General features: G+C 50.4%; 29 protein-coding genes. 11 read left to right on the top strand and 18 right to left on the bottom strand.

The window, feature by feature from the left end:
* The first annotated feature begins 94 nt into the window (after positions 1-94).
* From GQS10_RS01395 to GQS10_RS01405, 3 genes are read left to right on the top strand one after another with little or no spacing between them, the layout of a single operon-like run.
* A complete protein-coding gene (locus tag GQS10_RS01395) occupies positions 95-1,255 on the top strand; it encodes a sensor histidine kinase (protein ID WP_166238225.1) in 1,161 nt (386 codons plus the stop codon).
* Positions 1,252-1,917 (top strand): response regulator transcription factor, encoded by a 666-nt coding sequence (locus GQS10_RS01400; RefSeq protein ID WP_166238227.1) that lies wholly within the window; start codon positions 1,252-1,254, stop codon positions 1,915-1,917. Before GQS10_RS01395 ends, GQS10_RS01400 begins: the two co-directional genes overlap by 4 nt.
* A gap of 7 nt (positions 1,918-1,924) precedes the next feature.
* Positions 1,925-2,578 (top strand): DUF1054 domain-containing protein, encoded by a 654-nt coding sequence (locus GQS10_RS01405; protein WP_243734864.1) that lies wholly within the window; start codon positions 1,925-1,927, stop codon positions 2,576-2,578.
* Between the two features lie 121 nt (positions 2,579-2,699).
* On the opposite strand, the gene GQS10_RS01410 is transcribed toward GQS10_RS01405, so the two are convergent.
* Together GQS10_RS01410 and GQS10_RS01415 are read right to left on the bottom strand one after the other, a co-directional pair.
* Complete coding sequence (locus GQS10_RS01410) at positions 2,700-3,878, bottom strand: MFS transporter (RefSeq protein WP_166238229.1); 1,179 nt, start codon at positions 3,876-3,878, stop codon at positions 2,700-2,702.
* A 35-nt stretch (positions 3,879-3,913) separates the two neighbouring features.
* Positions 3,914-5,203 carry an MFS transporter gene (locus GQS10_RS01415; protein ID WP_243734865.1) on the bottom strand — a complete coding sequence of 430 codons (1,290 nt, stop codon included), beginning with the start codon at positions 5,201-5,203 and terminating at the stop codon, positions 3,914-3,916.
* A gap of 127 nt (positions 5,204-5,330) precedes the next feature.
* Between GQS10_RS01415 and GQS10_RS01420 the strand changes: the two genes are divergently transcribed.
* Entirely contained in the window at positions 5,331-6,800 is a 1,470-nt protein-coding gene (locus tag GQS10_RS01420; RefSeq protein ID WP_166238355.1) for an aminotransferase class I/II-fold pyridoxal phosphate-dependent enzyme, read from the top strand.
* Positions 6,801-6,924: 124 nt separating this feature from the next.
* Here GQS10_RS01420 and GQS10_RS01425 read toward each other — a convergent pair whose 3' ends face one another.
* Positions 6,925-7,215, bottom strand: coding sequence for a DUF3055 domain-containing protein (locus GQS10_RS01425; protein ID WP_166238231.1), 291 nt, complete (start codon positions 7,213-7,215; stop codon positions 6,925-6,927).
* 179 nt (positions 7,216-7,394) lie between these two features.
* Here GQS10_RS01425 and GQS10_RS01430 point away from each other — a divergent pair, with 179 nt between their 5' ends.
* A complete protein-coding gene (locus GQS10_RS01430) occupies positions 7,395-7,814 on the top strand; it encodes a DUF1885 family protein (RefSeq protein WP_166238233.1) in 420 nt (139 codons plus the stop codon).
* Positions 7,815-7,866: 52 nt separating this feature from the next.
* Here GQS10_RS01430 and GQS10_RS01435 read toward each other — a convergent pair whose 3' ends face one another.
* Positions 7,867-8,169, bottom strand: coding sequence for a DUF1292 domain-containing protein (locus GQS10_RS01435; protein ID WP_166238234.1), 303 nt, complete (start codon positions 8,167-8,169; stop codon positions 7,867-7,869).
* 27 nt (positions 8,170-8,196) lie between these two features.
* A complete protein-coding gene (locus GQS10_RS01440) occupies positions 8,197-8,790 on the bottom strand; it encodes a hypothetical protein (RefSeq protein ID WP_166238236.1) in 594 nt (197 codons plus the stop codon).
* A gap of 157 nt (positions 8,791-8,947) precedes the next feature.
* On the opposite strand from GQS10_RS01440, the gene GQS10_RS01445 reads away from it, so the two are divergent.
* Both GQS10_RS01445 and GQS10_RS01450 read left to right on the top strand, forming a co-directional pair.
* Positions 8,948-9,712, top strand: coding sequence for an MBL fold metallo-hydrolase (locus GQS10_RS01445; protein ID WP_243734868.1), 765 nt, complete (start codon positions 8,948-8,950; stop codon positions 9,710-9,712).
* Positions 9,713-9,893: 181 nt separating this feature from the next.
* Entirely contained in the window at positions 9,894-10,124 is a 231-nt protein-coding gene (locus tag GQS10_RS01450; protein WP_166238357.1) for a DUF3892 domain-containing protein, read from the top strand.
* Between the two features lie 49 nt (positions 10,125-10,173).
* Here the strand turns inward: GQS10_RS01450 and GQS10_RS01455 are convergent, their stop codons facing one another.
* The 4 genes from GQS10_RS01455 to GQS10_RS01470 form a co-directional block, all read right to left on the bottom strand.
* Positions 10,174-10,623 (bottom strand): GNAT family N-acetyltransferase, encoded by a 450-nt coding sequence (locus GQS10_RS01455; RefSeq protein ID WP_166238238.1) that lies wholly within the window; start codon positions 10,621-10,623, stop codon positions 10,174-10,176.
* Between the two features lie 50 nt (positions 10,624-10,673).
* Positions 10,674-11,297, bottom strand: a complete 624-nt coding sequence (udk, locus tag GQS10_RS01460) for a uridine kinase (protein ID WP_166238240.1) — start codon at positions 11,295-11,297, stop codon at positions 10,674-10,676.
* 14 nt (positions 11,298-11,311) lie between these two features.
* Positions 11,312-12,121: a hydroxyethylthiazole kinase gene (thiM, locus tag GQS10_RS01465; RefSeq protein WP_166238242.1), complete on the bottom strand. Its 810-nt coding sequence runs from the start codon at positions 12,119-12,121 to the stop codon at positions 11,312-11,314.
* A 105-nt stretch (positions 12,122-12,226) separates the two neighbouring features.
* Entirely contained in the window at positions 12,227-12,484 is a 258-nt protein-coding gene (locus GQS10_RS01470) for a DUF7667 family protein (RefSeq protein WP_166238244.1), read from the bottom strand.
* Between the two features lie 171 nt (positions 12,485-12,655).
* Here GQS10_RS01470 and GQS10_RS01475 point away from each other — a divergent pair, with 171 nt between their 5' ends.
* Positions 12,656-13,066 carry a flagellar protein gene (locus GQS10_RS01475; RefSeq protein WP_166238246.1) on the top strand — a complete coding sequence of 137 codons (411 nt, stop codon included), beginning with the start codon at positions 12,656-12,658 and terminating at the stop codon, positions 13,064-13,066.
* Positions 13,067-13,117: 51 nt separating this feature from the next.
* Here the strand turns inward: GQS10_RS01475 and GQS10_RS01480 are convergent, their stop codons facing one another.
* From GQS10_RS01480 to GQS10_RS01495, 4 genes are all read right to left on the bottom strand, one after another.
* Complete coding sequence (locus GQS10_RS01480; RefSeq protein ID WP_166238248.1) at positions 13,118-13,324, bottom strand: hypothetical protein; 207 nt, start codon at positions 13,322-13,324, stop codon at positions 13,118-13,120.
* An 88-nt stretch (positions 13,325-13,412) separates the two neighbouring features.
* Positions 13,413-14,396: an aldo/keto reductase gene (locus GQS10_RS01485; protein WP_166238250.1), complete on the bottom strand. Its 984-nt coding sequence runs from the start codon at positions 14,394-14,396 to the stop codon at positions 13,413-13,415.
* Between the two features lie 140 nt (positions 14,397-14,536).
* Complete coding sequence (locus GQS10_RS01490; protein ID WP_166238252.1) at positions 14,537-14,737, bottom strand: WYL domain-containing protein; 201 nt, start codon at positions 14,735-14,737, stop codon at positions 14,537-14,539.
* Between the two features lie 146 nt (positions 14,738-14,883).
* The gene (locus GQS10_RS01495; protein WP_166238254.1) at positions 14,884-15,384 is read right to left on the bottom strand and encodes a helix-turn-helix transcriptional regulator; all 501 of its coding nucleotides are present in this window, start codon (positions 15,382-15,384) and stop codon (positions 14,884-14,886) included.
* Positions 15,385-15,591: 207 nt separating this feature from the next.
* Between GQS10_RS01495 and GQS10_RS01500 the strand changes: the two genes are divergently transcribed.
* The gene (locus tag GQS10_RS01500) at positions 15,592-16,419 is read left to right on the top strand and encodes an AraC family transcriptional regulator (protein WP_166238256.1); all 828 of its coding nucleotides are present in this window, start codon (positions 15,592-15,594) and stop codon (positions 16,417-16,419) included.
* A 12-nt stretch (positions 16,420-16,431) separates the two neighbouring features.
* On the opposite strand, the gene GQS10_RS01505 is transcribed toward GQS10_RS01500, so the two are convergent.
* On the bottom strand, positions 16,432-18,843 hold the full coding sequence (locus GQS10_RS01505; RefSeq protein WP_166238258.1) for a glycoside hydrolase family 95 protein: 2,412 nt from the start codon (positions 18,841-18,843) through the stop codon (positions 16,432-16,434).
* A complete protein-coding gene (locus tag GQS10_RS01510) occupies positions 18,840-19,895 on the bottom strand; it encodes a GDSL-type esterase/lipase family protein (RefSeq protein ID WP_341804984.1) in 1,056 nt (351 codons plus the stop codon). Before GQS10_RS01510 ends, GQS10_RS01505 begins: the two co-directional genes overlap by 4 nt.
* A gap of 264 nt (positions 19,896-20,159) precedes the next feature.
* On the opposite strand from GQS10_RS01510, the gene GQS10_RS01515 reads away from it, so the two are divergent.
* Positions 20,160-20,633 carry a hypothetical protein gene (locus tag GQS10_RS01515; protein WP_166238260.1) on the top strand — a complete coding sequence of 158 codons (474 nt, stop codon included), beginning with the start codon at positions 20,160-20,162 and terminating at the stop codon, positions 20,631-20,633.
* Positions 20,630-21,157, top strand: coding sequence for a hypothetical protein (locus tag GQS10_RS01520; RefSeq protein WP_166238262.1), 528 nt, complete (start codon positions 20,630-20,632; stop codon positions 21,155-21,157). The genes GQS10_RS01515 and GQS10_RS01520 overlap by 4 nt, the downstream gene beginning before the upstream one ends.
* 36 nt (positions 21,158-21,193) lie before the next feature.
* On the opposite strand, the gene GQS10_RS01525 is transcribed toward GQS10_RS01520, so the two are convergent.
* The 3 genes from GQS10_RS01525 to GQS10_RS01535 form a co-directional block, all read right to left on the bottom strand.
* Positions 21,194-22,003, bottom strand: coding sequence for a DUF2935 domain-containing protein (locus tag GQS10_RS01525; protein WP_166238264.1), 810 nt, complete (start codon positions 22,001-22,003; stop codon positions 21,194-21,196).
* A gap of 70 nt (positions 22,004-22,073) precedes the next feature.
* Positions 22,074-23,060, bottom strand: coding sequence for a TIGR03943 family putative permease subunit (locus GQS10_RS01530; RefSeq protein WP_166238266.1), 987 nt, complete (start codon positions 23,058-23,060; stop codon positions 22,074-22,076).
* 14 nt (positions 23,061-23,074) lie between these two features.
* Complete coding sequence (locus tag GQS10_RS01535) at positions 23,075-24,019, bottom strand: permease (RefSeq protein ID WP_166238268.1); 945 nt, start codon at positions 24,017-24,019, stop codon at positions 23,075-23,077.
* Positions 24,020-24,084 lie beyond the last annotated feature (65 nt).

The raw sequence follows: 24,084 nt of genomic DNA on the forward strand, positions 1-24,084 counted from the left end.
GGTATCTTATGTCATTGCTTCTCATGACGAAAGTCACAAGAAATTTGTGGTATAATCGATACGCCTGACGTTAACACAGAGAAGGAGCACCGGAATGGAAGCAGGATTACTGTCGTTACGCTTTATACTGCTGATCGCACCGGCCGTCGGCACGCTTTTTGTAGGAAGCGGCATTTTTTACCCCGAGTATACACTGTCGCTGCTCACTCTGATCGCCGTAGCCCAGCTTCGAATCAAATCGAGGCTTCCTGCGGCTGATGCGGCCACACTGGCCGAAACTGCACTTATCGCTTGGTTAAGTCATACCTATGGCGGACTTTACCCGCTTTGCATCTTTTCGACGTTATTTTCGCTTTATGTCCCAACCTCAACCATTACAAGCGGCATCCGGCTTCTGTTATGGAACCTGCTTCTCCCAGCTGCTTTGTTTTTTAGCGTCCTGCCTGCCCTGTCCGCTGTACATATCGCCTTGTTTATTTTGTATGGAGCATTTGCAGGGCTTCTCCTTTATTTGCAGCAAGCTGCAGGGCAAAAACGCCATACCGAAATACTTAACGACGAGCTAAGGCGCAAAGCCTACCAGCTGGAGGAAGCGCGTAAACGAACCGCCGAATTCGCCCGAGTCATTGAAGACGCCTCGCAGGCCGAGGAACGCAACCGGATTTCCCGCGATTTGCACGACGATCTGGGGCACCAGCTCATACGTACCAAGATGATGGCGGAGGCCGCCCTTCTTATCATGGACAAGCAGCCGGATAAGGGAATCGAGCTCTTGCGGGGCATCCGGGATCAGCTGACACAAAGCATGGATTCCCTGCGCAGCACGGTTCGGCGAATGAAGCCACGGGATGAGGAAATGAAATCGTATTCGATTCACCGCTTTTTCCAGGAAGCATCGATACAAACCGGGGTCGAATTCACCTACGAGATCAGCGGCACGCCTTATCCGTTATACCCCAGCCTTGAAATGGTGCTGTACCGCAACGCTCAGGAGTCCGTTACCAACGCAGTGCGCCACGGCGGTGCAACCGCAGTTCACGCTCACCTGCATTACGACAGTAAGCAGCTTATGTTGAGCGTAAGCAACAACGGCCGGATTCCCGACCCGAAACAAACCGCAGAAAGAGGGCTTGGACTATCCGGGATGGAGGAACGCGCCGAATTACTGGGGGGGAAGCTGCAGCTTGATTACGGGGAACGCTTCACTGTATCGACATGGCTTCCCAATTACGTCAACCGGGAGGAACAAAGATGATTCGAATACTGCTCGTCGATGACGACCCGCTTATACGGGAAAGCCTTCGTCTGCTGCTTGGCCATATGGAGCAGTTTGAAATTGCCGGTTCGGCCTCCGGCGGATATGAAGCGCTCGCTGTGCTGCAGCGCCTAGAGGAAGAAGGCCAGCCCGCCGACGTCGTGCTTCTAGATATTCGCATGCCTGAAGGCGACGGTGTGGAATGCACGAAACGCATTCGCGAGCGCTGGCCCCATGTCAAGGTGCTCATTCTGACTACCTTTGACGAGGACGAATATATCGTTGAGGCGCTAAAGAACGGCGCAGGCGGCTATATGCTGAAGAATACCTCGCCCGAGCGCATCGCCGAAGGAATTCGTACGGTTCATCAAGGCAGTATGCTCATCCACCCGGATGTGGCCAAAAAGGTATCCACCTTCTTCGCCCCGCAATCCCCGTCTTCCTCCTCAAATCCGGATGCGGTATTGGTGGAATACGGGTTAACCAAAGCGGAGCGGGCAATTGTTCACAAAATCGCCGAGGGACTTTCGAACCGTGAAATTGCACAGGAGCTGTTTTTAAGCGAGGGCACCGTAAAAAATTACTTAACGGAAATTCTAAGCAAGCTTTCCTTGCGCGATCGGACCCAGGTTGCTATCTTTTATTTAAAATTAAAATCATAACCTCATCATGAAAGGACAGAATCGCATGACTACGACATTCCAAGGATTTCACAACCAAGATTTCGAGGTGCTGGATTTGCCCGGATTAGACGCACGGATGGAGGGCATCCGCTCTGTCATTCAGCCGAAGTTCCAGCAGCTAGGAGAGCTGCTCAGCGGTGAGCTGAGCGCCATGGCCGGCGACGAAATGTTCGTCCACATCGCGAAACACGCACGCCGCACCGTTAACCCGCCTGCGGACACATGGATGGCGTTCTGTGGCAACAAGAGAGGCTACAAGCAGCATCCCCACTTCCAGATCGGTTTATGGAATGATCGGGTGTTTGCCTGGTTCGCCCTCATATACGAGCTGCCGGATAAGCGCCGCATGGCGGAAGCGCTGCTGGAGCAGGCCGACACCGTGCGCAGCCTGGTGCCTGAGCATTACTCCTTGTCGTTCGATCATATGAAAAAGGAAGATATCAAAGCGGGCACCCTCAGCAGCGAGGACTGGACCAAGGCGTTGGAGCGCTTCCGTGATGTGAAGAGCTGCGAGCTGCTCATCGGCCGCGTCTGGCCGGCAGACAGTGCAGAGCTTGCAAACGGCGAACAGCTTGCCGCTCAAATCCGCGCCACTTTCCAAACGCTGATGCCGCTGTACCAGATCACGCGCAGCATATAAAGATAAGTCAAGCTTATGGGCTTGGCCTCCTTATTTCCCATAAAAAAAAACCTGCCCCGCTCCGGCCATAAATAAAGCCAGATGCAAAAGGCAGGTTTTTTTGTGCAAGCAAACTAGCTCCTTATCCGCCGGCATTGCCGGTCCTTTGCAGCGAGCGGTCCAGCGTGACGAACCGCTGGAGAAGTATAATTGCGAGAAACGACACCATACCGCCAAATAGGAAAGGCAGTCCGATGTCCAAATGAAAAAGTGCGGTTCCCGTCAATGGGCCGGCAATACGGCCAAGGCTGTCCATCGACGAATTCAGTCCGCTTGCAACGCCTTGTCCAACGCTTGTTTTCTGTGTAATGAGCGATGTCACGCAGGGCCGGATCAGCGCATTGCCGATTCCGTATACCGATAGGAACAGCATCGCGGTCCACAAGTTATACGAAAATATAATGAGCAGGAAGCCGATCCCGGAAATAATTAGTCCGGCCAGTATGGCCTTCCACTCTCCGCCCTTTTTGACCATCCGTCGAACAACTCCGCCTTGAATTAACGCACCGACGATCCCGCTCGCTAAAAACATCCAGCCGATGTCAGTCGGTGTAGCTCCGAATCGTTTCGCTTGATAATATTGAAGCGTTGCTTCCATCGCCGCCAAAGAAAACGATACAAAAAACGATAATATGTACAAATACTTGAGCGAGCCTTCGAACGCCTTCCATCTCGAAACCTTCGGCTCATTAGCCCCCCGCCGCTTGTCCGGCGTGAGCGACTCCGGTAAATACGCGAAGGCAAACAGCAGCGTAAGGAACGCTAAGCCGGATGCCGCAAAAAATGGAACCTCGTTCCCGAATTGGCTCAGCAGCCCGCCGATCGCAGGGCCAAATATGAACCCCAGCCCGATCGACATCCCGACCAGCCCCATTCCTTTCGTGCGCTGATCTTCCGTGGTGATATCTGCTACATAAGCGACCGCGCAAGCGGTTGCCGCCCCGGAGAACAGGCCGCCCAATATGCGGGATACGTACATCAGCCAAAGCTGCCCTTCGGAAATACCGAATAAGAGAAAGCTGATGCTGAAACCGATTAAGCCCATCATAATAATCGGTCTTCTTCCGATCTTATCGGATAGTCCGCCCCAAAACGGCGAAAGCAAAAAGGATGCGAGCGAATATAACGAAAGCATCAATCCGAGATGCAGCGGTGCAGCTCCCGCGTCCTCGACCATAACCGGCACAACCGGAATGATGATCGCGAAGCCGATAAACAGCGTCATCAGCAGCACCATGATGACCCCGAGCTGTTTTCTCATGTGCGGCGAAGCCTCCCTATGGAATGAATTCGCTCTTATCTTACCACTACTTTTTTGTTATGGGAAATCATCCCGTGAAGCACAACGAGCACAGCCAGTACAGAGCCGCTCACAAGAAACGGCATGGCCGGTCCGAACACATCCCACAGCTTTCCCGAGACAATTGGACCGGTAATCATGCCCGCCCCTTCGATGGTCAAAATAAACCCCCACACCGTGCCTCGTTTCCGGTTTGGCACAACCGAGGCGATCATCGCGTTCCAGGACGGAATAATAAGCGCGTAGCCAAGCCCGATGAGCGCTACCGCTGCGTACAGCCATACCCCCATCCCTGCAAAAGGAAATGCCAGCATCGCAGCCGCAGCAAGCGGCAAGCCGACATGCAGAAAGCTTCTATGCCCATAACGGTCAACGAGCTTACCTACCGGAATTAATGCTCCCACCGTAATCGCACCGCCAAAAAGCAAAAATAAGCTGTACTGCTGCGGAGAAAGCTGCAGCACCTCTCTTGCATAAAGCGTAATAATCGGCGTTAAAATGCCCAGCGCAAACGTCTGCAGGAAAAGCGCCGGATAAAACCAGAAGCTCACCTGCAGCGACTTTGCCAGCTCTAAAAAGCCTTCCTTGCGGCCGCTCGCTTTCGCGCCTTCCGCTCCGGGATCCTGATGCCGCTGCACAATAGCAGGCTTGAAGAGCGGCAATCGTGCCGCAGATGAGCTTTTCCCGGCGTCTGCAGCGGTTTCCCGCTTCGGCAGGAACAAGGCGGCAAGCACCACCACCGTCATCATACCGATTAAGATTCGGAAAGCCTGCGTATAATCGTGTCCGTAAATAAAAAAATTAATGACAACGGGTCCCATTCCTGTACCAACCAGCCATGAAGTATAAATAACGCTCATGACGGTAGCCCTTGCCTTTTCCCCCGCTACCCCGGTAGCCCCTGCCATTACGCAAGGCCACAGCGGTGAAGTGCCTAGACCGAGGAGTGCCGACGCTGCAACCATCCAGACAATGTCGTCAAACAGCGCAAAAATCGCAACCGCTCCAAATGTCGCCACCACGCCAAGAAGCATAGTGAGCCGGTACCCCGCCTTATCGACCAGCCAGCCCGTCGGCGTACGCCCGACATTGTCGCCGATATACTGTAAAGACATGGCCCAACCGACCGCAAAGACGGACAGCCCGAGCACCGAGCTAAAATACACAGGCAGCACGGCGACCAGCAGTGCTCCCTTTACAAATTCCACCAAAAACATAATTAATAAGAGCAGCACCACAAACCGGGAAAACAGCACGTCTCTTAAACGAATCGCAGCTTTATTCAAGCTTCCCACCTCCCCTCCCCAGTATTGCCCGACATCATCCAAATTTTACTTGCATCGCCCTACTTTTTTCCCTATAATGTGTGAATTGTACGTTCATCAAAAACCAAAAGAAAGGCAGGGACACGCCGTGGATCAAACCCGCACACCTCTGTTTACCACATTAAAAGAGCATGCGAAGCGCAATCCGCTACAGTTTCACATTCCAGGTCATAAGAAGGGAGTCGGGATGGATCCAGAGTTCCGAGATTTTATCGGAGAAAAGGCGCTGTCTATCGACCTCATAAATATTGCTCCGCTGGACGATCTGCACCAGCCGACCGGCGTTATCGATGAGGCGCAGCGGCTTGCCGCAGAAGCCTTTGGCGCGGACTACACCTTCTTTTCCGTACAAGGAACGAGCGGCGCCATTCAGACAATGATCATGTCGGTTTGCGAGCCGGGAGACAAAATTCTCGTTCCGCGCAACGTGCACAAGTCGGTCATGTCCGCGATTATTTTTGCCGGCGCCAAGCCGATCTTTATTTCACCTGCGATGGACCCGAACCTGGGGATCGCCCACGGCATTACAACGAGATCCGTACGAAAGGCGCTTGAAAAGCATCCTGACGCCAAAGCTGTGCTCGTTATTAACCCAACGTATTTTGGCGTAAGCACCAATCTTCGTGAAATTGTTGAGCTTGCCCATGAGCATGATATTCCCGTGCTTGTCGACGAGGCGCATGGCGTGCACATTCATTTCCATGAGAAGCTTCCGGTATCGGCCATGCAAGCCGGAGCGGACATGGCCGCTACCAGCGTGCATAAGCTCGGAGGCTCGCTCACGCAAAGCTCCGTGCTGAACGTTCGCGCCGGCCGGGTCAATCCGAAGCGGGTGCAGTCGATTATCAGCATGCTGACGACGACTTCCACCTCCTATATTCTGCTGGCATCGCTTGACGCGGCCCGCCGCCAGCTTGCCCTGCACGGCAGAGAAATGGCGGAACGTGCGATCCAGCTTGCCCATTACGCGCGCAAAGAAATTAATGAAATCAATGGCTTGTACTGCTTCGGGGAAGATATTCTCGGTTCGGAGGCAACCTACGACTACGATCCGTCCAAACTGACCGTGCATGTGCGCAAACTTGGCTTAACGGGCTACGATGTCGAGAAGTATTTGCGCAAAGAACATAATATCGAAGTCGAAATGAGCGACTTGTATAACATTCTTTGTCTGATCACACCGGGTGACAATCAAGACACTGTAGACCGTCTGCTCGACGCACTGCGCCAGCTGTCATCCCTGCATTCCGGCAACGGAGATATTCCTGCGGTAAAGGTTAAAACTCCGAAAATCCCTTATTTATCCCTATATCCGCGCGATGCTTTTTACGCGGACACCGAGCTTATACCGTTAAAGCAGTCGGCGGGGCGCATCATCGCCGAATTTATTATGGTGTATCCTCCGGGTATTCCGATATTAATTCCTGGCGAAATCATCACGCAGGAAAACATCGATTACATTCAGGAGCATATTGACGTCGGCCTTCCGGTTCAAGGACCGGAGGATAAAACCATGCAGATGATTAAAGTCATTCAGGAAGAAGCGGCGATCTTCTAAACCCACAAACACAAAAAAACGCAGCGGCCAAATGGCTGCTGCGTTTTTAATTTCATAATCATCGCTTATTCGCTAAAGAAATCAATACAATTGGTTTATAGACATGGCACTATGGTGACGATCGTTAGTATTGCTCCTTCAAACCAAGATCGGGCAGCCTCTGCTGCATAAATACGGAAAGCTCTTGAGCCTCTTCTTTAGAAGAAATGGCAAATGACCGCTGCAAATGCTCCAAATCTACAACATCCTCCGCGGAAAGCAGTGAGGATCGACCGGTTTGCATGCAGACGACGAGAGGTTTGCCGAAAAAGTTGTCTGTGTGTACGATAGCGAAATCATATCGGGCCCGCTCGGAGATGTAGCCGATGAAGTTTACTTGCGTAGATTCTATTGTGTCATATAACCGTTCAAACATCGCGTCTACCTCCTATACGTAAATTTTCTGAAAATTTAAACTTAATACAATTACAACTATAACCGATTTCCATCTTTTTGACAACCTTCCCCCTTCGATTGTAAAACAAAATCTGAAATGTTATCATGATTTGTGGACCCGGATTCAGCTATTATTGATCCCCTAGGCAGGTGTATGTTATGAGTCAATCCGCATTTTTATATTTTGTTGAAGGCTCTTCCGTCGCTTCTCTGACCCTGGATGAGCTGAAAGACCAGCTGCTCCGCTATCAGGAGCAAACCCGTCTGACGGGCCAGCAGCTGGGTTGGGAATACGAGGATGCCGCTTTCCCCTACACGATCGAAACAAAGCCTGAGGCGGAAGGGCAATGGTTTTACTTGAAAGGTAAAAATCCGCTGTACAAATATATCGTTATGGGTGTAGGCACGAAGCAGGTAGACGAACAAGAGCGGAACTGCGTTCAGGTCGTTCTTCCGGCTGACAGCACACCGGGCGATAAGGCCAAAGCAAACGAGCTTTGTAAGTGGATGGCCCGGCATTTAAAATCCGAGCTGCACTTGTTTAACGGAAGAATTATGTACTTCAACCCCCGCAAATAAGGACGACCATATCCACAAAAAAATCCGATCCGCTTTCGCGGACCGGATTTTTTTACGCTTGCTCGCTTGCTAAAATTTCATCGTAGATCTTGGATACGCGATCCCATTCCTGATCGTCGTCGATCGAAACAAGATACGCATCACCGGCTTCTCCGTCTTCTTCAATCCGGAAAATCAAGCCGTCGGCCTCCGGGTCGTTACGGTCCAGCAGTACTGCGTACACCTTCTCCTCTGCTTCAAAGGTGTACACCATAATCATTTCACGGTCAACGCCCTCTTCGTCCGTGATGACAAAGACCTGCTCCTCGTCGCCGCACCCGCAATTCTCACCGTGCTCGTGATCGTGATCGTGCATCCTATACCCTCATTTCTTCAGTTTGGACTATTCGCCCATCGACATAATCGCTTTCTGCGATACAAGCGAATACGGTCCGTCTTTAGTTTGCTGCATGTAGAACTTAACCATGTACTTCCCCGTCTGTTTAAAGTCTAGACGAATCGTCGGAGTTGTATACCAGAAGTTGTCCTTCTGCTCCGTCAGCTCTTTACTCTTCGTCTCGACAACCTTGCCATTCGGGTCAACAATATCAACTTTAAAGGAATGAATGGAAGTTTTCAAGCTGTCTACTTGAGCAAAGACGACAAAATCGTATTTTCCAACCGAAACGTTGCCAAAGGGTCTCATGGAATCCTTAACAACCTCAAACAGTGACAAATGAACGTTAGGTTTATATACATGGACGGTGTTGTATGTAGGATCCATGTTTACAATGGCCTGTAAATAGTCCCGATTTGCGTTCATAGGCAGCATTGCGGTTCCATCGATATTTACGGCGGAAACACCCGCGTCCGTACCGTCAACAAAGAAGCCTAACCGTTTACCTGTAAACGTTTCTAGGGCATCATCTGCGAATACGGTTGCTGTACCGATGAAAGATAGTACAATGCCTGAAATCAGCAGCTTCTTGAGTTTCATCAGTCCATACCTCCAAATGTTGTATCGTATGGTTATACTCCTCACAAGAGGGATAGTTGCGCAGCCGGGGAAAAAAGTTAAAATAATTTTTGGCGTGAAATATTTCACCGCTAGATTGCTTTTGTTTTTCAAATAGAAATGGTAAATTTAATAGACCATGAAATGGAAGGACGTCGAAACCCCAGTGCGGATTGAAATGCTTGGTACAGGCAGCGCGTTTGCCAAACAATATGACAACAACAATGCTCTTGTTACCATAAACGGGTTCCGTCTTTTAGTTGATTGCGGCGTGACCGCTCCTCGTGTGCTCTATCAAATGAACATAGAATACCCTGAAATTGACGGGATCTTAATCACTCATTTGCATGCAGATCATGTTGGAGGACTTGAAGAGATCGCATTAAAAATGAAATATGTGCATCACCAAAAGCCGGTTCTGTTTATTACTAAACCGCTGGCTGAACAGCTATGGCAGTATACGCTTCGCGGCGGAATGGAAAATCCCGCAGAACAGTTATTTTCGCTGGATGATTTTTTTGAAATCCGTTATTTGGAAGAGGGCGTTGCAGCTGAGCTCTATCCTGGACTTACGGCTGAATTGATCCGAACCGAGCATATTGTCGGGAAGCTAAGCTATTCAATCTTGTTTAACAGCAAGCTTTTTTACAGCTCGGATACTTTGTTTAACCCCGAGCTCCTGCTTCATATGTACGAGGCGCGCGGATGTAAATACATTTTACATGATTGCCAATTATACGACCCGCCTGCTGTCCACTGTACATTAAGCCAGCTGCTTACACTGCCGGAAGAGCTGCAGCAAATCATATGGCTGTACCATTATGGGGACGTAAAGGATCAATTTATCGGTAAAACCGGCGCGATGCGCTTTATGGAGCAGCGTGTTCCATACCATTTTCCCTAAACACTTCTAAATGGCAATCATTCATCTTATAAATTTTAAAGCCTCGCCTCTCTTTCTTCCTGCAAAAAAAGAGCATGCATGTTTCTGCGAGATGAGAGACATACTAATGCTCGGGAGGCGATAAACTATGGATCAACAATTTAACCAACAGCAAATGCAAGCTGCTCAGAACGAGACACAAATGACTCAGCAGGAGCAGGTCGTGGCAGTCAGAAAAAATGGCGACGGCGATATTGTCGAGCTAAAGCTTACTTCCGGCAGAGTCGTTGACTACAAGACTGCACAAGCGATGGCTAAAAATAATGAAATTTACAATGTTCAGGTATTCCGCGGCCGTGACGATGAGGAACATCTTCGTTCCACTCCGGATGGACGTACGGACAATAACCTCGACAATCTGCCTACATTTTAAAATCAAAAGAATCCGGGTTCAGCACCCGGATTCTTTTTTTTATATTTTGTTATCCAAGCTTCTTCATCATTCGAACATGTGGAATCCCCGCATCCAAAAATGTCTCCGAAGATACCGTCTCGTAACCAAGACGCTTGTAGAATCCTTCCGCCTGAACCTGCGCATCCAATACACAAGCAGCAAAGCCGCGGCTCTTCGCTTCGTTTTCAAGCGCTTCGATGACTAAACGACCAAATCCCGCACCACGCTTGCTCCCAAGCACCGCGATCCGCTGCAGCTTCGCCGTCGATTCATCGTACGCCTTAAACCGGCCTGTGCCAACCGGTTCCCCCTCGCTCACAGCAAGCACATGAACGGCCGCTTCCGGCGATGCATCGTACTCGTCCATTTCCAGCTCCTCCGGAACCTGCTGCTCCTGTACAAAGACCTGCTTGCGAATCGCAAAGCACTGCTCCAGCTCATAAACTGTTGTTACCACCGATACCTTCACCGGCCACATTCCCCTTCCCGTCCCTTAGCCTTACTTGTATTTTTATCTATAACCCTCGACTATCCTCTTGAAGGCTCAGCAATATACCGTTCAATCCGGGCGGTTAACAGACTAATCCCGATTTCGTTTTGTCCGCCCTCCGGAATGATCAGGTCGGCAAAACGCTTCGACGGCTCAATAAATGCGTCATGCATCGGTTTGACCGTCGTGACATACTGCTGAAAAACCGAATCCAGCGTGCGTCCGCGTTCCCGAATATCCCTTACGATTCTGCGCAGCACACGAACGTCGGCATCCGTATCGACGAATACCTTAATGTCCATCAGTTCCCGCAATTGTGGATCGGCAAAAATTAAGATGCCTTCTATAATAATAACCGGCTTCGATTCCACCGTAACCGTTTCTTTCGTTCGAGTATGCTGTGAAAAATCGTATACAGGAACCTGCACCGTGCGCTTGTCCCTCAGCATACGAAGATGCTCGGCCAACAACAAATTATCGAAAGAATCCGGATGATCGTAATTGATTTTTTCCCGTTCCTCCATCGATAAGCCGGCATTGTCCCGATAATACGAATCCTGAGTAATAAACGAAACGTTGCTGGTGCCAAGCCGATTTACGATAGTATGGGCCACCGTCGTTTTCCCCGAACCGGTTCCCCCTGCGATGCCGATGACTAGCATGGTACCCCTCCGTTTTAATGTTCAATGCGGGCAAGACGAATTACGTCATCCCCCGTAATTGTGTAAAGCTTGTTCAAGAGCTCGATCTGAAAGCTTCCCGGACCGCGGGCAGCCGCTTCTGCAGCGGCAAGCTCCGCCGCGACACCATAGCATGCAATAGCCGCAGCAGCCGCTTCCACCGCCTTACCGTGCACCGCGCAAAAAGCACCGACAACCGAAGTGAGCAGGCAGCCCGCTCCGGTAACTCTGGTCAGCATTTCATGTCCGTTATGTATAAGAACGGTCTGCTCGCCATCGGAAATGATATCGGTTTTGCCCGTTAGCGCAATACAGGAGCCCGTAAGGCGGGCCGCCTTCTGTGCTAATTCCAGTACATTGGCAGAGCCGCCGTCCTCGGAATCTACGCCTTTAATGCTCCATGCTTCGCCGGACGCATTGGCGATTTCGGCAGCGTTGCCTCGGATCACCGCGACGGAAAGCTCCCGTGTCAGCTTCTGCGCTGTGCTTGTCCGGTAAGCTGTCGCCCCCGCTCCGACCGGGTCTAACACCACCGGAACGCCGTGCTCGTTCGCGGATTTCCCCGCGGTGATCATCGCAGCGACTTCCGTTTCGTTGAGCGTTCCGATGTTGAGGACGAGAGCCCCCGCGATTTTGGCCATATCCGCGACCTCTTCTTTGGCGTAAGCCATTACCGGAGACGCGCCTAAGGCGAGGAGCCCGTTTGCGGTAAAATTCGTAACGACAACATTCGTGATATTGTGTATTAAAGGACGTACGGAGCGTACCTGCTCAAGCAGCTCCGCAGCCTTGAACGCATTCACCATTCGACAATCTCCCCTTCATTGAACCTGCATACCGATTCATTTTACCGATTGCCCATCTGATTTTCAATGAAAAAAACCGTTTGTCGCCAAACGGTAAACCTTTCGTCACAAAGAATTCGGCTTTCGGTAAGCGGCGGCATACATCGCCTCCAGCTCCTCGATTCGCAGACAAATATCATGCAGCCATTCCGTGTCCCCGCTCATACTGGCCGTGAGGGACATATTATGGAGCTTCGCCATTTTCCACACATAATTCGCATTGGCTTCCATGCAAAGCGACAGCTCGTTAAGCTCTTCCTTCGTTAAGGCGCGGCGCTTCTGGATCGTCCAAAGCTCCGCCATACGTTGATGAATTCCCAGCATTGTCATTCCCCCGATGTCCTTCAATGATCGTATTACTTAGTAGTATTTACCATCTCCTTCATGTTCAACCCCGCCAATTTGATAAGGGACTAAAGACATAGTCCTTATTGATTATATTGGCGTTTACCCATATAATGGTGGTAAGACAAATAGGTAAAGGGGATTACCATCATGCTGCCGAAACTGAGCGTGGATCACTGTCCAAAGTGCGGAAGCATTTATCAATACAATCTTCGCCGCATGTGCACATCCTGCTCTGCGGAGTACGACCGGCAGCTGAACGCATGTATCGGTTATTTGCGGCGACACCGAAAGTCGGACAACGAACGTTTAAGTCTCGCAACAGGAGTTCCCGCAAAGCAGATCATTTCCTTTATTACGGAACGCAGGTTGTCGCTAAACGATTATCCGAATCTATCCTACCACTGCGAGCTTTGCGGCACATCGATCCGATCGGAAAAACTGTGCACAGCATGCCGCGTAAAGATTAATAATGAAATTTATCTCATGTTTCAAGAGGAACGCCGCAGACAGGAACGCAATGCCCCGGTACGTCATTCCTATATATGTAAAGATAGATAAAAAGCCCTGCATGCGCAGGGCTTTTTGTTTTAGATCAAAAGAACTATATAGTTATACGACTCTCACAATTTCTTTAATCGTCTTTAAAGGCACTCCCGTACCATGGTACACATCAATCATCGATGCCCGCGGGTTCGAGAGCATATACTGCTTTACCATACGGGCCCGCTCCAGATGAAGCGGTACACAGCCCTTGCAGCAGCTCGTGTACGATTCCACCAGCACAGCCCCGCAATATATACAATTCGTTAATGACATCCCCGTTCCCCCATCCTTTTCGAACTACTCATTTTTTTCGGGAACGCTCGTCCATTTGCGGGGGTAGAGTCCATCCTTGACCTAATAATTAATAGGAACCGCGGATATAAGGATGCACTTCCTCGCGGTAAAACACCGCTAACCGTTCCATTTCCTCTGGAGTAAACGAAGGAACCGATTGCGCCTTCAAATTGTCGACAACCTGAGCTTCGGACTTAAAGCCCGGAATAACACAGCTTACTTCCGGGCAATCGAGAAGCCAACGGAGTGCGGCATGCGTCATTTTCCCTCTGCTATCAGCAATCCAATCCAGCTTGCGGCTGAGCTCGACCCCTTTTTCAAACGGGAGACCGGCGAATGTTTCACCGACATTAAAATGCTCTCCGTTCCGGTTAAATTTCCGGTGATCATCCTCTTCAAACGAAGAAGTCTCCGAAAATTTCCCCGTTAACAATCCGCTGGCCAGCGGAAGGCGCGCCAAAATTCCGACTCCCCGCTTCTGCGCTTCAGGCAGCAGCTTCTCCAGAGGTTTTTGACGGAAAATATTTAAAATGACCTGCAGCGCTTTGACTCCAGGCACATCCAAGCAGACGAGACCTTCTTCAACAGACTCCACGCTCACGCCGTAATGTCGGATTTTGCCTTCCGATTGCAGCTTCTCCAGCACCTCAAACACGCTTCCATCCTTCAAAATAGCAAGCGGCGGGCAATGGATTTGATACAGGTCGATGCGCTCCCGGCCAAGGCGCGACAAGCTGGCCTCACAGTATGCGCGAACGGTTTCTTCAGAATAGGTTTTCGGGTCGTGAATATCTCCCGCGCGGCAAAACTTCGTGGCGATGTAGATTTCATCCTCTTTACCTTTCGTCGCCTGCGACAGGAGCCGTTCTGCCCGCCCGTCCCCATAAACATCGGCTGTATCAAAAAAGTTAACGCCGGACTCCATCGCCGTCGCTAAAGCACGCAGCGATTCTTCATCCTCCACCCGGCCCCAAGAGCCCCCTGCAGCCCAAGTCCCGAAGCTGATTTCACTGATTTGAATTCCGGTGTCTCCCAGCGGTCTATACTTCATCGTTTCCGTCCTCCTCAATCATGAATTACCGTTACCTCCCTATTATAGCCTTTCTCTCTGCTAAAGAAAAACGCTTACAACCTAGATTGGCTGAAGCTTCGCTATCATTCCGAAATCCCAGCAAGACTGCATCCCCCCGGCTACGAGGCATCGACATAAACCGGCGAAGCAGCCAAAATGCGTTCAAAGTTGAAGCTTCTCGGTCCCCGCTTCTGAGAGCAAAAACCGAGTAGATAGGAATCTTTCACCGCGACGACTTGAACCCGCCGCTGAGTAATAGCACCCTTCTTATCAAGATAGATCAGCTCTACAGTTCGGCCGACGTAGTTCGCCCATCGCATTCATACCCCTCCAATTCGAACATTCGTTCTCGTTTATCTATATTATATACAGAACATATGTTCTTTAATCAACATAAAAAAACTTGCCAGAAATTTTGTTCCGGCAAGTGCTTCACAATATTGTGACATCTGCTAAGGCCTATAGTTTAACCGATGGCGGACACGAGGCTCTTTGCTTTTTTCCTCTGCTCAAACATTTGACGATATTGTCCCGGGGTCATTCCCTCCTGCTTGCGAAACGAGCGAATGAAATTTTGCGGGTTCTTGAACGCCAGCCTCTCCGACAGCTCCTTGATTGTCCAATCTGTCTCGACCAGCCAGCGCTTCGCCATGCGAAAACGGTAATCCATTAAAAAATCGCGGAACGACATGCTCGTTTCCCTGCGAAACACCCTGCTTAAATAAGACACATTGTAGAAGAGCCGGGATGCGCAAGCCTCAAGCGTAAGATCTGTATGATATTCCTGCTCGATGATTGAAATGACGAGGGCGGAAAGCTGCTTCGTTTCGGTTGTCTTGTGATCGAGTCCGAGAGTATATGGCTTTATGAATGCGATTTTTTCGCTCCAGCGTTCCCTTGGCTGACCGTTCTGAAGATCGGGCACCACATCTTGCTCTTCTGAAACTGCATAAGAAACGGCGTGCATCTTCGTCTCCTCCCAAGCTGCGCCCCTTCCATCAGAGGCAATTGCTTATGGTTTGGTTGGATTTATTATAGTACAGATATCACTAAAAAAGTTTTGGAATCATGCGCAATTACAGCAGGTTTTTTATTATTTTTGTCCAACTAAAGAAGAGCATCGTTTTATCATTGAGAAAGGGAGGGGACTCTAATCAAACAGCCGGATGTAAAAATGGTTATTGGTGACGGGGAATTTTCAATTCATTATTGGTACTATACCGGCCATGCCGAAATGCGCGCACCCCATGCACACGCATCGTACGAGCTTTTTTACGTTTTGGATGGCGGACGGGTGTTTTTTATTAACGGCACCGTTTATACGGCGAACAAAGGCGATCTCATTTTTATTAATTCCAATGATGTTCACCGGACAACAAGCTCGGAGGCATTAAAATGTGAGCGGGTCTTAATTAATTTTACCGATGCCTTTCTTCAGCACGTCATTTCCCATTCGCCGTTTCCGCTGCTGCCCGTCGGCAGAAGCTCGCCCGTCTTCCACTTTCCGATTAATGAGCAGGCCGCGGTGGAGGAGCTGCTGCAAAAAATGCTGCAGGAATGCCGCCTGCAGGAGAGCGGTTACGAAATGTGCGTCCAATCGCTGCTGACGGAGCTGCTGATCCGAATGTACAGGCATGACCTGAAGGAATACGAAAGACAGGCCCCTCCGGCGCATCCGATGCATCAGAAAATTTCCGAAGTGGCCTCCTATATGAACGAGCACTTCAGCCAGCAAGTCACCCTGCAGGAGACTGCCCGCCGCTTCTTTATTAGTCCTTCTTATTTAAGTCGAACCTTCAAAAACGTGACTGGCTTCCAGTTCAGCGAGTATCTGCAAATTATCCGCATCCGCGAAGCACAGCGGCGTCTGCGTGAAACGGATGAGCCGATCGGCCGAATCGCAGAAGAGGTTGGCTTTGACCATACGGCAAACTTCAATGTCACCTTCAAAAAAATAACCGGCGTTACGCCGGGTTATTATCGTCGAAGCATGGGCAGTTGATAAGTATAAGTTTTATTTATAATGATACAATGGGAAGGTCGGGGTAAGGATGTACTCACGATCTCGATTCACCTCAAAAACGATGACCTGCTGAGTTGTACCATATTCCACCCGGGTACCATCGCACAAGATCGTACAGCCTGCATTCTCGCCCGTCAGCTTTCCCTGCGGCAGCCTTACGCGGCACAGACCGTCGCCATCGGCACGAATGGAGACCCGCTTCCATTTGGCCGCGGTCCACGTTATATCGACCTCAAAGCCGCCTCTTGCGCGAAGACCGTACACCTCTCCCTCAGGCCACTCCTCCGGCAGCGCTGGCAGGATGGACAGAAAGCCTTGATGCGACTGTAGCAGCATCTCCGCTACGCCTGCGGTAAAGCCGAAGTTCCCATCGATTTGAAATGGCGGATGCGCGTCAAACAAGTTTGGGTATACTCCTCCTCGCTGCTCGCTTTCCCGGCCCTCTTCTACAAGCTGAAGCAGATTGCCTATCAATCGATATGCCCGGTTCCCCTCGCCGAACCGTGCCCATAAGCCGATTTTCCAAGCGAGACTCCAGCCTGTTCCCCCATCGCCTCGTATTTCTAATGATTTCCTTGCCGCATCATAAAACTCAGGAAATCGATCCGAAGTAAGCATCGAACCGGGATATACACTGTAAAGATGCGATATATGGCGGTGCTGCTCCTCTTGGTCGTCGAAATCGGTGTTCCATTCCTGCAGACGGCCGCGCCGGCCCAGCTTTAGCGGCGGCAGCAGGCTGCATGCTTTGTCCAGCAACCCGCGGAACATTTCGTCCATTCCAAGCTGTTGAGCAGCGGTGATACAGCTCTCAAAGAGCTCGCGAATGAGCATCATATCCATCGTTGCGGTTTGGCTAACGGCGCAGGCTGCACCCTCGTAAATGAATTTATGCTCCGGTGATGTAGACGGGGCTGTGGCAAACGTACCGTCCTCTTCCTCAACCAGCCAATCCAAACAAAACAACGCAGCCGCCTTCATGACCGGATACGCCCGCTCTTTTAAAAACGCAGCGTCCTGCGTAAAAATGTAATGCTCCCATAAGTGCTGGCTCAGCCACGCACCGGCCATCGGCCATAACGCCCAAACCGGGTCGCCGTGGCCAAACGCCCCCACAGGCGCCGACTGCCGCCAAAGGTCGCTGTTATGATGCGCCGTCCAGCCTCTGCACCCGTAATTGATGCGTGCAGTTTCTGCCCCGTTGACAGCCAGCTCCTCGATAAAATGAAGAAACGGCTCATGGCATTCCGATAAATTACAGCTTTCAGCAAGCCAATAATTCATCTGTGCATTAATATTCAGCGTCCAGTTGGAGCTCCAAGGCGGACGAATCTCCCGGTTCCATATGCCTTGCAGGTTCGCCGGCTGCGTTCCCGGTCTGGAGCTTGCGATCAGCAAATAGCGGCCGTACTGAAACAACAGCTCCACCAAACGCGGATCGCCTGCGGAGAACTTAGCGATTCGGCGATCCGTAGTTAGATCTGCCGGGGCGCCCGATTGTCCAAGCTTCAGCTTCACGCGGTCGAACAGCACGCCGTAATCGGCAACATGCCTTTCCATGAGCTGCGCAAGTGTCCATTTCTCCAGCGCTGCCTGCATCGCTCTCGCGCCAGCGGATACCTGATCGCGATCCGTAATTGGCGGACGCTGGAAGCCTTGATACCCTGTAGCCGCCGTGAATAGCAGCACAGCTTGATCTGCGCCTTGAATATGAATACCGGCGGCATCAGCCCGCTTCACACCACCCTCATTCCTTACCCGCAGGCAGCCGGCAAACGCCATGCCCGACCCAACTGCCCCATATTGTACCGGCGTATCGGTATCGTAATAGTTGGGATCAACATGGCTCGGCGCCCTTCCCGCTACAACCAGCTCCTCCGGTCCGGCGGAAACTGTAAAGGGCATCTGGCTCTGAAGCCGGGCGGTGAAGCTGAGCATTCCGGGCTTGCTCGCTCTTAAGACGACTACAACGGCTTGATCCGGATAAGAGCAAAACATTTCCCGGCTGTACTCCACCTCTCCAATCCGGTACACGACATAGGCTCGGGATTCTGTAAGGTCAAGTCCGCGTTCGTAGCTTCTTGCGCAATCACCATGATAAAACTGGAGGTTAAGCTCGCCAAAAGGAAGGTACGACTGGGTGTAAGGCCCCATCATTTGCTTGGCAAGCAGGTCGGTTTCCGCATAACGCTTCTCTCGAATCAGCCGCCGGATTTCGGGCAGCACTTCCTTCGCTTTCGGATTGTTCGCCCCCCTGCTGGGGCCGCCGGACCAGAGTGTATCTTCATTCAGCAGCAGACGCTCGGCTTCAATGCCGCCATAAATCATCGCTCCGAGCCTTCCGTTACCGGCCGGAAGCGCCTCGGTCCATACTCGGGCCGGCCTCGAATAATGCAGCTTCATCGAGCCTGCCCCCCCTTAGCCGCTGCCGGAAGCAGGTCAAAAGGAAGATGACGCTGAATGATTTGAGAGAGCCGCGCTGAAATCGCCTCTTGACCATGCGCAGAAGGGTGGACGAGGTCCGCTGTAAGATCCTCATAAGAGGACAGCAGCTCTGTCCCAGGGATATATAGCTTGTTGCTCTGGCCAAGCCGCTCCACCTGCCGTTTCACGATGCTCCGATATTCCTCTATACGGGGAATTTGCTGCAAATCTCGATTGCAAAGGAACAAATCCGTACAAAACATCCATTGATCCGGGTGTTTTTCACTGATTGTGGACAAAAAATAGTCCACCTTGGCCTCAAACTCCGCCGGCTCCCAGTAGCTGATCACATTAATCCCCATCTCCACCGTAGCAAAATGCCAATCCTGACGCGCCGCGATGTAATCGGCAGCGGCTGCATCCATTTGAGCGCTGCCTGCGCTCCCGAAATTGAACAAATCAACTCCGAGGCGCTGTGCAACGCGCATCGCGTAGCTTCCCGTAGGGCGCAGCGCATCCCCTCCGTGAGTAATCGACGAGCCGTAGCTTATGTATTTGATCGGCGGTACTTGCTCCGGTCTTGGCGGCGATAACTCTCCCTCGATGCCCACAACATAAACCTTCCAATCATAAGGAAGAATAATGCGGATCAAACGCGGATCAAATGGCAGCGCTTCCAATTGTACGGCCTTTAGGATCGATTCATATTCCGGCTTGCGGACGGTAATACGCGTCGGCTCCGCACCGATCATGACAGGCGAAACCAAGTACGGCGCTTGAAACGGGCCATAATACACCTCGGCAACCGACATCGGAGAAATGCCTTCGCGGACATCCTTGCGAAGCGTAATTACCGCCTCATCCCCTTCCAGATTAAAACGCAGCTCGCAGCCGCATGGGTTAAACGCTCGTTCCTGCGCCGATGGATTCAGCCTCTCCCGAACTGCGGCCGGAACTCTGCTGAGCGCCATTCCGCTATCGGTATCCACGATTTCCTCTACATTATGAAACTCGACCTGACCGAAAATCACTTATAACACTCCCTTTTGAAAAAATATAAGATATATCCCAAACGAAAGAAAAACAAACAAAAGTAAAGAAATACAAATAATTCCAAGCACCCTTTTACCATATATCGGAAAAGGATTGTTGTAAACAACAAAATTCTGAGGAAAAACCAGATGATTTCATGCATTATCTCTTCATCCGTACCCATTCTGAGCTGTGAGCCATGAATAATCCAAATTTTACAGGTAAACAATGTAACCTAAGCTGATTTGAAGGGCGTGTCTTGCATGTTTGTCGTCTTATTTCTCATTTTTGCATGGTTTAATATCCTCATCATGGTCACCCTCCCGAGGAAGCTGCCGATGGTTGTCAATTTCCTGTTGTTTATGGTCATCGAAGTGGTTCTAACCAATAAGCTGACCATCATCGGATTCAACTACGAGCTGTTTGAGATCAACACAAGCATTCCGCATTTTTTGTCATTAATCCTTCATAATGATTTTACGATCACGTTTGTACTCCTCACCTTTGCCAACGTATTTCTTACGGCGCGAAGGGCTTGGATTCGTTGGGGCATTTCCCTGTATACCTTTTCGATGCAGCTCTTCCTAGGCTTGGAGCTTCGGTGGAATGAAGTGCTGTTCAACCGCGAGTGGAACACCTTCATGGAATCGGTCATGATTGTTGTGATTTTGGCCTATACCTTGTTCTGGGGATATGTATTTCAAAAAATGGCAGCAAAAGAGGGGTGGGTTCGGTGAATGATGATCTGATTTACGATACGCGCTTTAATGAAAATGAATGGTTTGTAATTGCTCTATTCGTCATTGGCACCGGTATCATCTGGCTGTTTCCCCGACGCTTTTCACCTACTCAAACGACATTTACCATGCTGTTTGGCATCACCGTCGGACTCATTGTCGATCATACCATCCAAGTACCGCCTTTTAAATTGTACGATATCGGGGATCGGGCTAAATATGAATGGTTCGATGTGTTTTCCTATGTGATGTATGCGCCCTTTGGTTATTGGTTTATATATTGGCATGAACGGTTCCGTCTGTCCGGCTTCTTGACTGTAGCCTATATCGCCTTTTGGACCGCGATTGCTATTGGAGTCGAGTGGTTGGGGTTGAAGGTTGGACTCTTCCATTATCGAAACGGATACCAGATATTGTACTCTATTCCGATTTATTTGTTTGTGCAAAGTCTTACGCTCGGACTCTACCGGCTTGTATTTGCGCCAAGCAGATATCAAAAGCCTCGTAAAAGTCTAGAAAAATAAAAAACCGGATCTGTGCAAAGATCCGGTTCATAATGTTTATTCGACCCTCGGCCTGCCCGGATCACAATTCGGAAGCTCCGTCTCTGCTACCTCAGCCAGCTTTGTTAAGTAATAGCATTCTTCGCGCAGCATGTGGTCGGCCAAAAGCGGAGTGAACGTGTTGAGCGCCGCCTCTCCCAGCTCCAGCTCCTCGATTTCGTTCAGAAATTGCATGAACATAACCATAACAACCTCTGCCTGCTTGTTGAATCGGCGTAAAGCCGGGAATAGATCAAGCTTGGTACGAAGGAAGCCGGCCATCTCCACTGCTTTTAAGTAAAACTCCGTGAACTGCTTCGCATACATGTCGCTCTTTTGGATAAGCTCTTTTTCCGACATATCGACCATCGATGCAATACCTTCCGCATGACCCTTCGCGTCCAGCAGCCATACAAGATGGTAGTGCACCGGGTTAAAAACCGGAGGAAGCTCGCCCCTCACCAGCGGACCCAGGTGGCGAAGCGCTTCGTCGGCTTCATTCACCATATGGTTTACGAACGTTTGCGTCAAATGCAGCTTAACCGCACCGAGGATATGACGCTCCAATAAGTTCAGCTTATACGCCCGGAGCTCCATCGTAAGCGTGTAGCTTTGTTCGGCGAGTGTCTTCCACTGCTCCGCTGTATGATTCTCTCTCGCTTCCTGAAGCAAAGCATCGAACTTTTCCACATAATCCTTAGCGGTTTCGATATCCTTCGTTTCACTCGGATATAAAGAATCGCGTAGAAAACGGGCGTGATCTCCAAAAACCTGCAGCCAAAACCGCAGCTCGAAAGCTGCCGATTTTTCGTAAGCTTGCGTTGTCATGTTTCCAGGTACCTCCTGAACAGCGTTTGCTCTACTGTATGTGCAGGAGCCCAGATCGGTGACGAAAAAATTATTTGATTCCTTTTAAAAAGTCGAAATTCGGATAAACGTACGGGCTTTCCAGCGGGTCGATCCGTTCGATTTTGGTTGCCTTAATCTGAATAATTTCGTTTCCGTTATAAACAGTCTTATCGATGGTTCCCGTTAATGTGAGCCATTCATCCTTTTGGTACACCTCTGCACGGGGGTATTGAATCATCACACCATATGGAGAGGCGTCCGCCGAGCAGCAGGACATTGCAAACCGGGACAAGACCAGCTGGTCGTTTTGCAAATCCTCCGGACGATACACAAGGCCTGTCAGCTCGATTTGCCTTCCTTGAAAGGCTTCCTTAAATAAATCGAGAGCAGTCATCATTTCCATAAAAATATCATCTCGAACCTTGATGACATCCTGTTTATACATATGCTTGCCAAGCACCGCAAAATCCGCGTTGTATTCATCCGTTGCGAACAGCGTATCCAGGTCCTCCGTTTTTTTACCGCCTTCCGACGCTAATCCCTTCTCGGAAGGAGGCTGAGGCTGCTCTAGCGGCACCGCTTTGGGGAGCTCGGCACCTCCGGCCCCGGCGCCCATCGTAGAAGATGCGCTTAGCTGAATGCCCTTCTTCTCAATCATGGAGCTGCCCATTACCTTATCCGGCGTCATAAAGCCAAACAGAAGCGGAAGCATGAATATCGCATAAAAACCGAATGTCCCCAAGCCTGTTTTCGGCTGCCCATGATCGTGTCCGCAGCCGCAAGCTTCATCGTGACCTGCTGTTTTCCCGCCCAAAACCTTTTGCAAAAATAAGAAAACCTGATAAACTGCTACCGCAAACAGGACAACGGCTGCCCCTTTCACCAGAGGAAGCATTTTCGGAGCGATATACAGCGATAAATTTCCCGATTTCGATAAAAACGCAATGTAGTAGGCAAATCCCGCCAGTACAACGGCCCTTAACAAGGGTTGTACGGTTTCCAGCCGTGACGAATGTACAAATGACCTTCCGCTCACTTGATTCAGCCCCCTTAGAACATTTTCCAAGCTTCAAATAGAAGTGAAAAACCCAATACAATGATTGCGGTTAATCCCGAAACTAGTATAACAAATTTTGTCCGGAAAGCCGACAGCAGCATGATGGTTCCTTTGAGGTCGATCATCGGCCCAAATACGAGGAAGGTCAACAGGGAGCCTGCGCTGAAGGTTCCTGCAAAGGAAACCGCAACGAATGCATCCGAGGTGGAGCATAGTGAAAGTAAATAGGCAAACCCCATCATAAACAAATGCGATTGCAGTCCGCTCTGTCCTAAAGAGACGAGCCATTCCCGGCTAATTCCAACTTGAATGAGTGCAGTAATCAAAGCGCCGAAAAGCAAATATTTTCCCATTTCAAAAAATTCATCTGATGCGTGACCCAGGGCTGTAAAGAAACGGTTTTCCGGTGCACGGCCGGCGGCAACAAATGGTTGTGCGGAAGTTCCATGATGATGATCATGCCCATGAGCCATCTGGAATCTCCCGGCTCCTCGAAGCGGGGACGTTCGCACGAATCGGTACAGCAGGAGACCGACTGCGACTGCGGCCGCAAAGGCAAGTCCGATCCGAGAATAGGCCATTTCCGGCTGGGAGCGGAACGCCATAAACGTAGAAGCAAATACAACCGGGTTGACGACCGGCCCCGCCAGTACGAAGGTCATCGCCGCGTAGACCGGCATCCCCTTCTGAATCAATCTTCTAACGACGGGAATCGCGCCGCATTCACAGATCGGCAGCAGAAGGCCGAGCAGCCCGGAAATCATAACTGCGATAACCGGGTGCCGCGGCATGAGCTTACGAATGGTATCCTCTTTAATAAACACTTGAAGTAAAGAGGAAAGAAGCACCCCGAGAAGTAGAAACGGAAATGCCTCTAATACGATACCGAAAAACAATGCTTTAAAATTTTGCAGTGTGTCTGAGCTCCAATACTCCATGGACGCAGCCCGCCTTTCCAAAGATTGCCAAGCCCCGTCTCGATGTCAAGGAATTCAATCATTGA

The organism is Paenibacillus turpanensis (genome assembly GCF_011421635.1).
In the GTDB taxonomy this organism is placed as follows: domain Bacteria; phylum Bacillota; class Bacilli; order Paenibacillales; family YIM-B00363; genus Paenibacillus_AK; species Paenibacillus_AK turpanensis.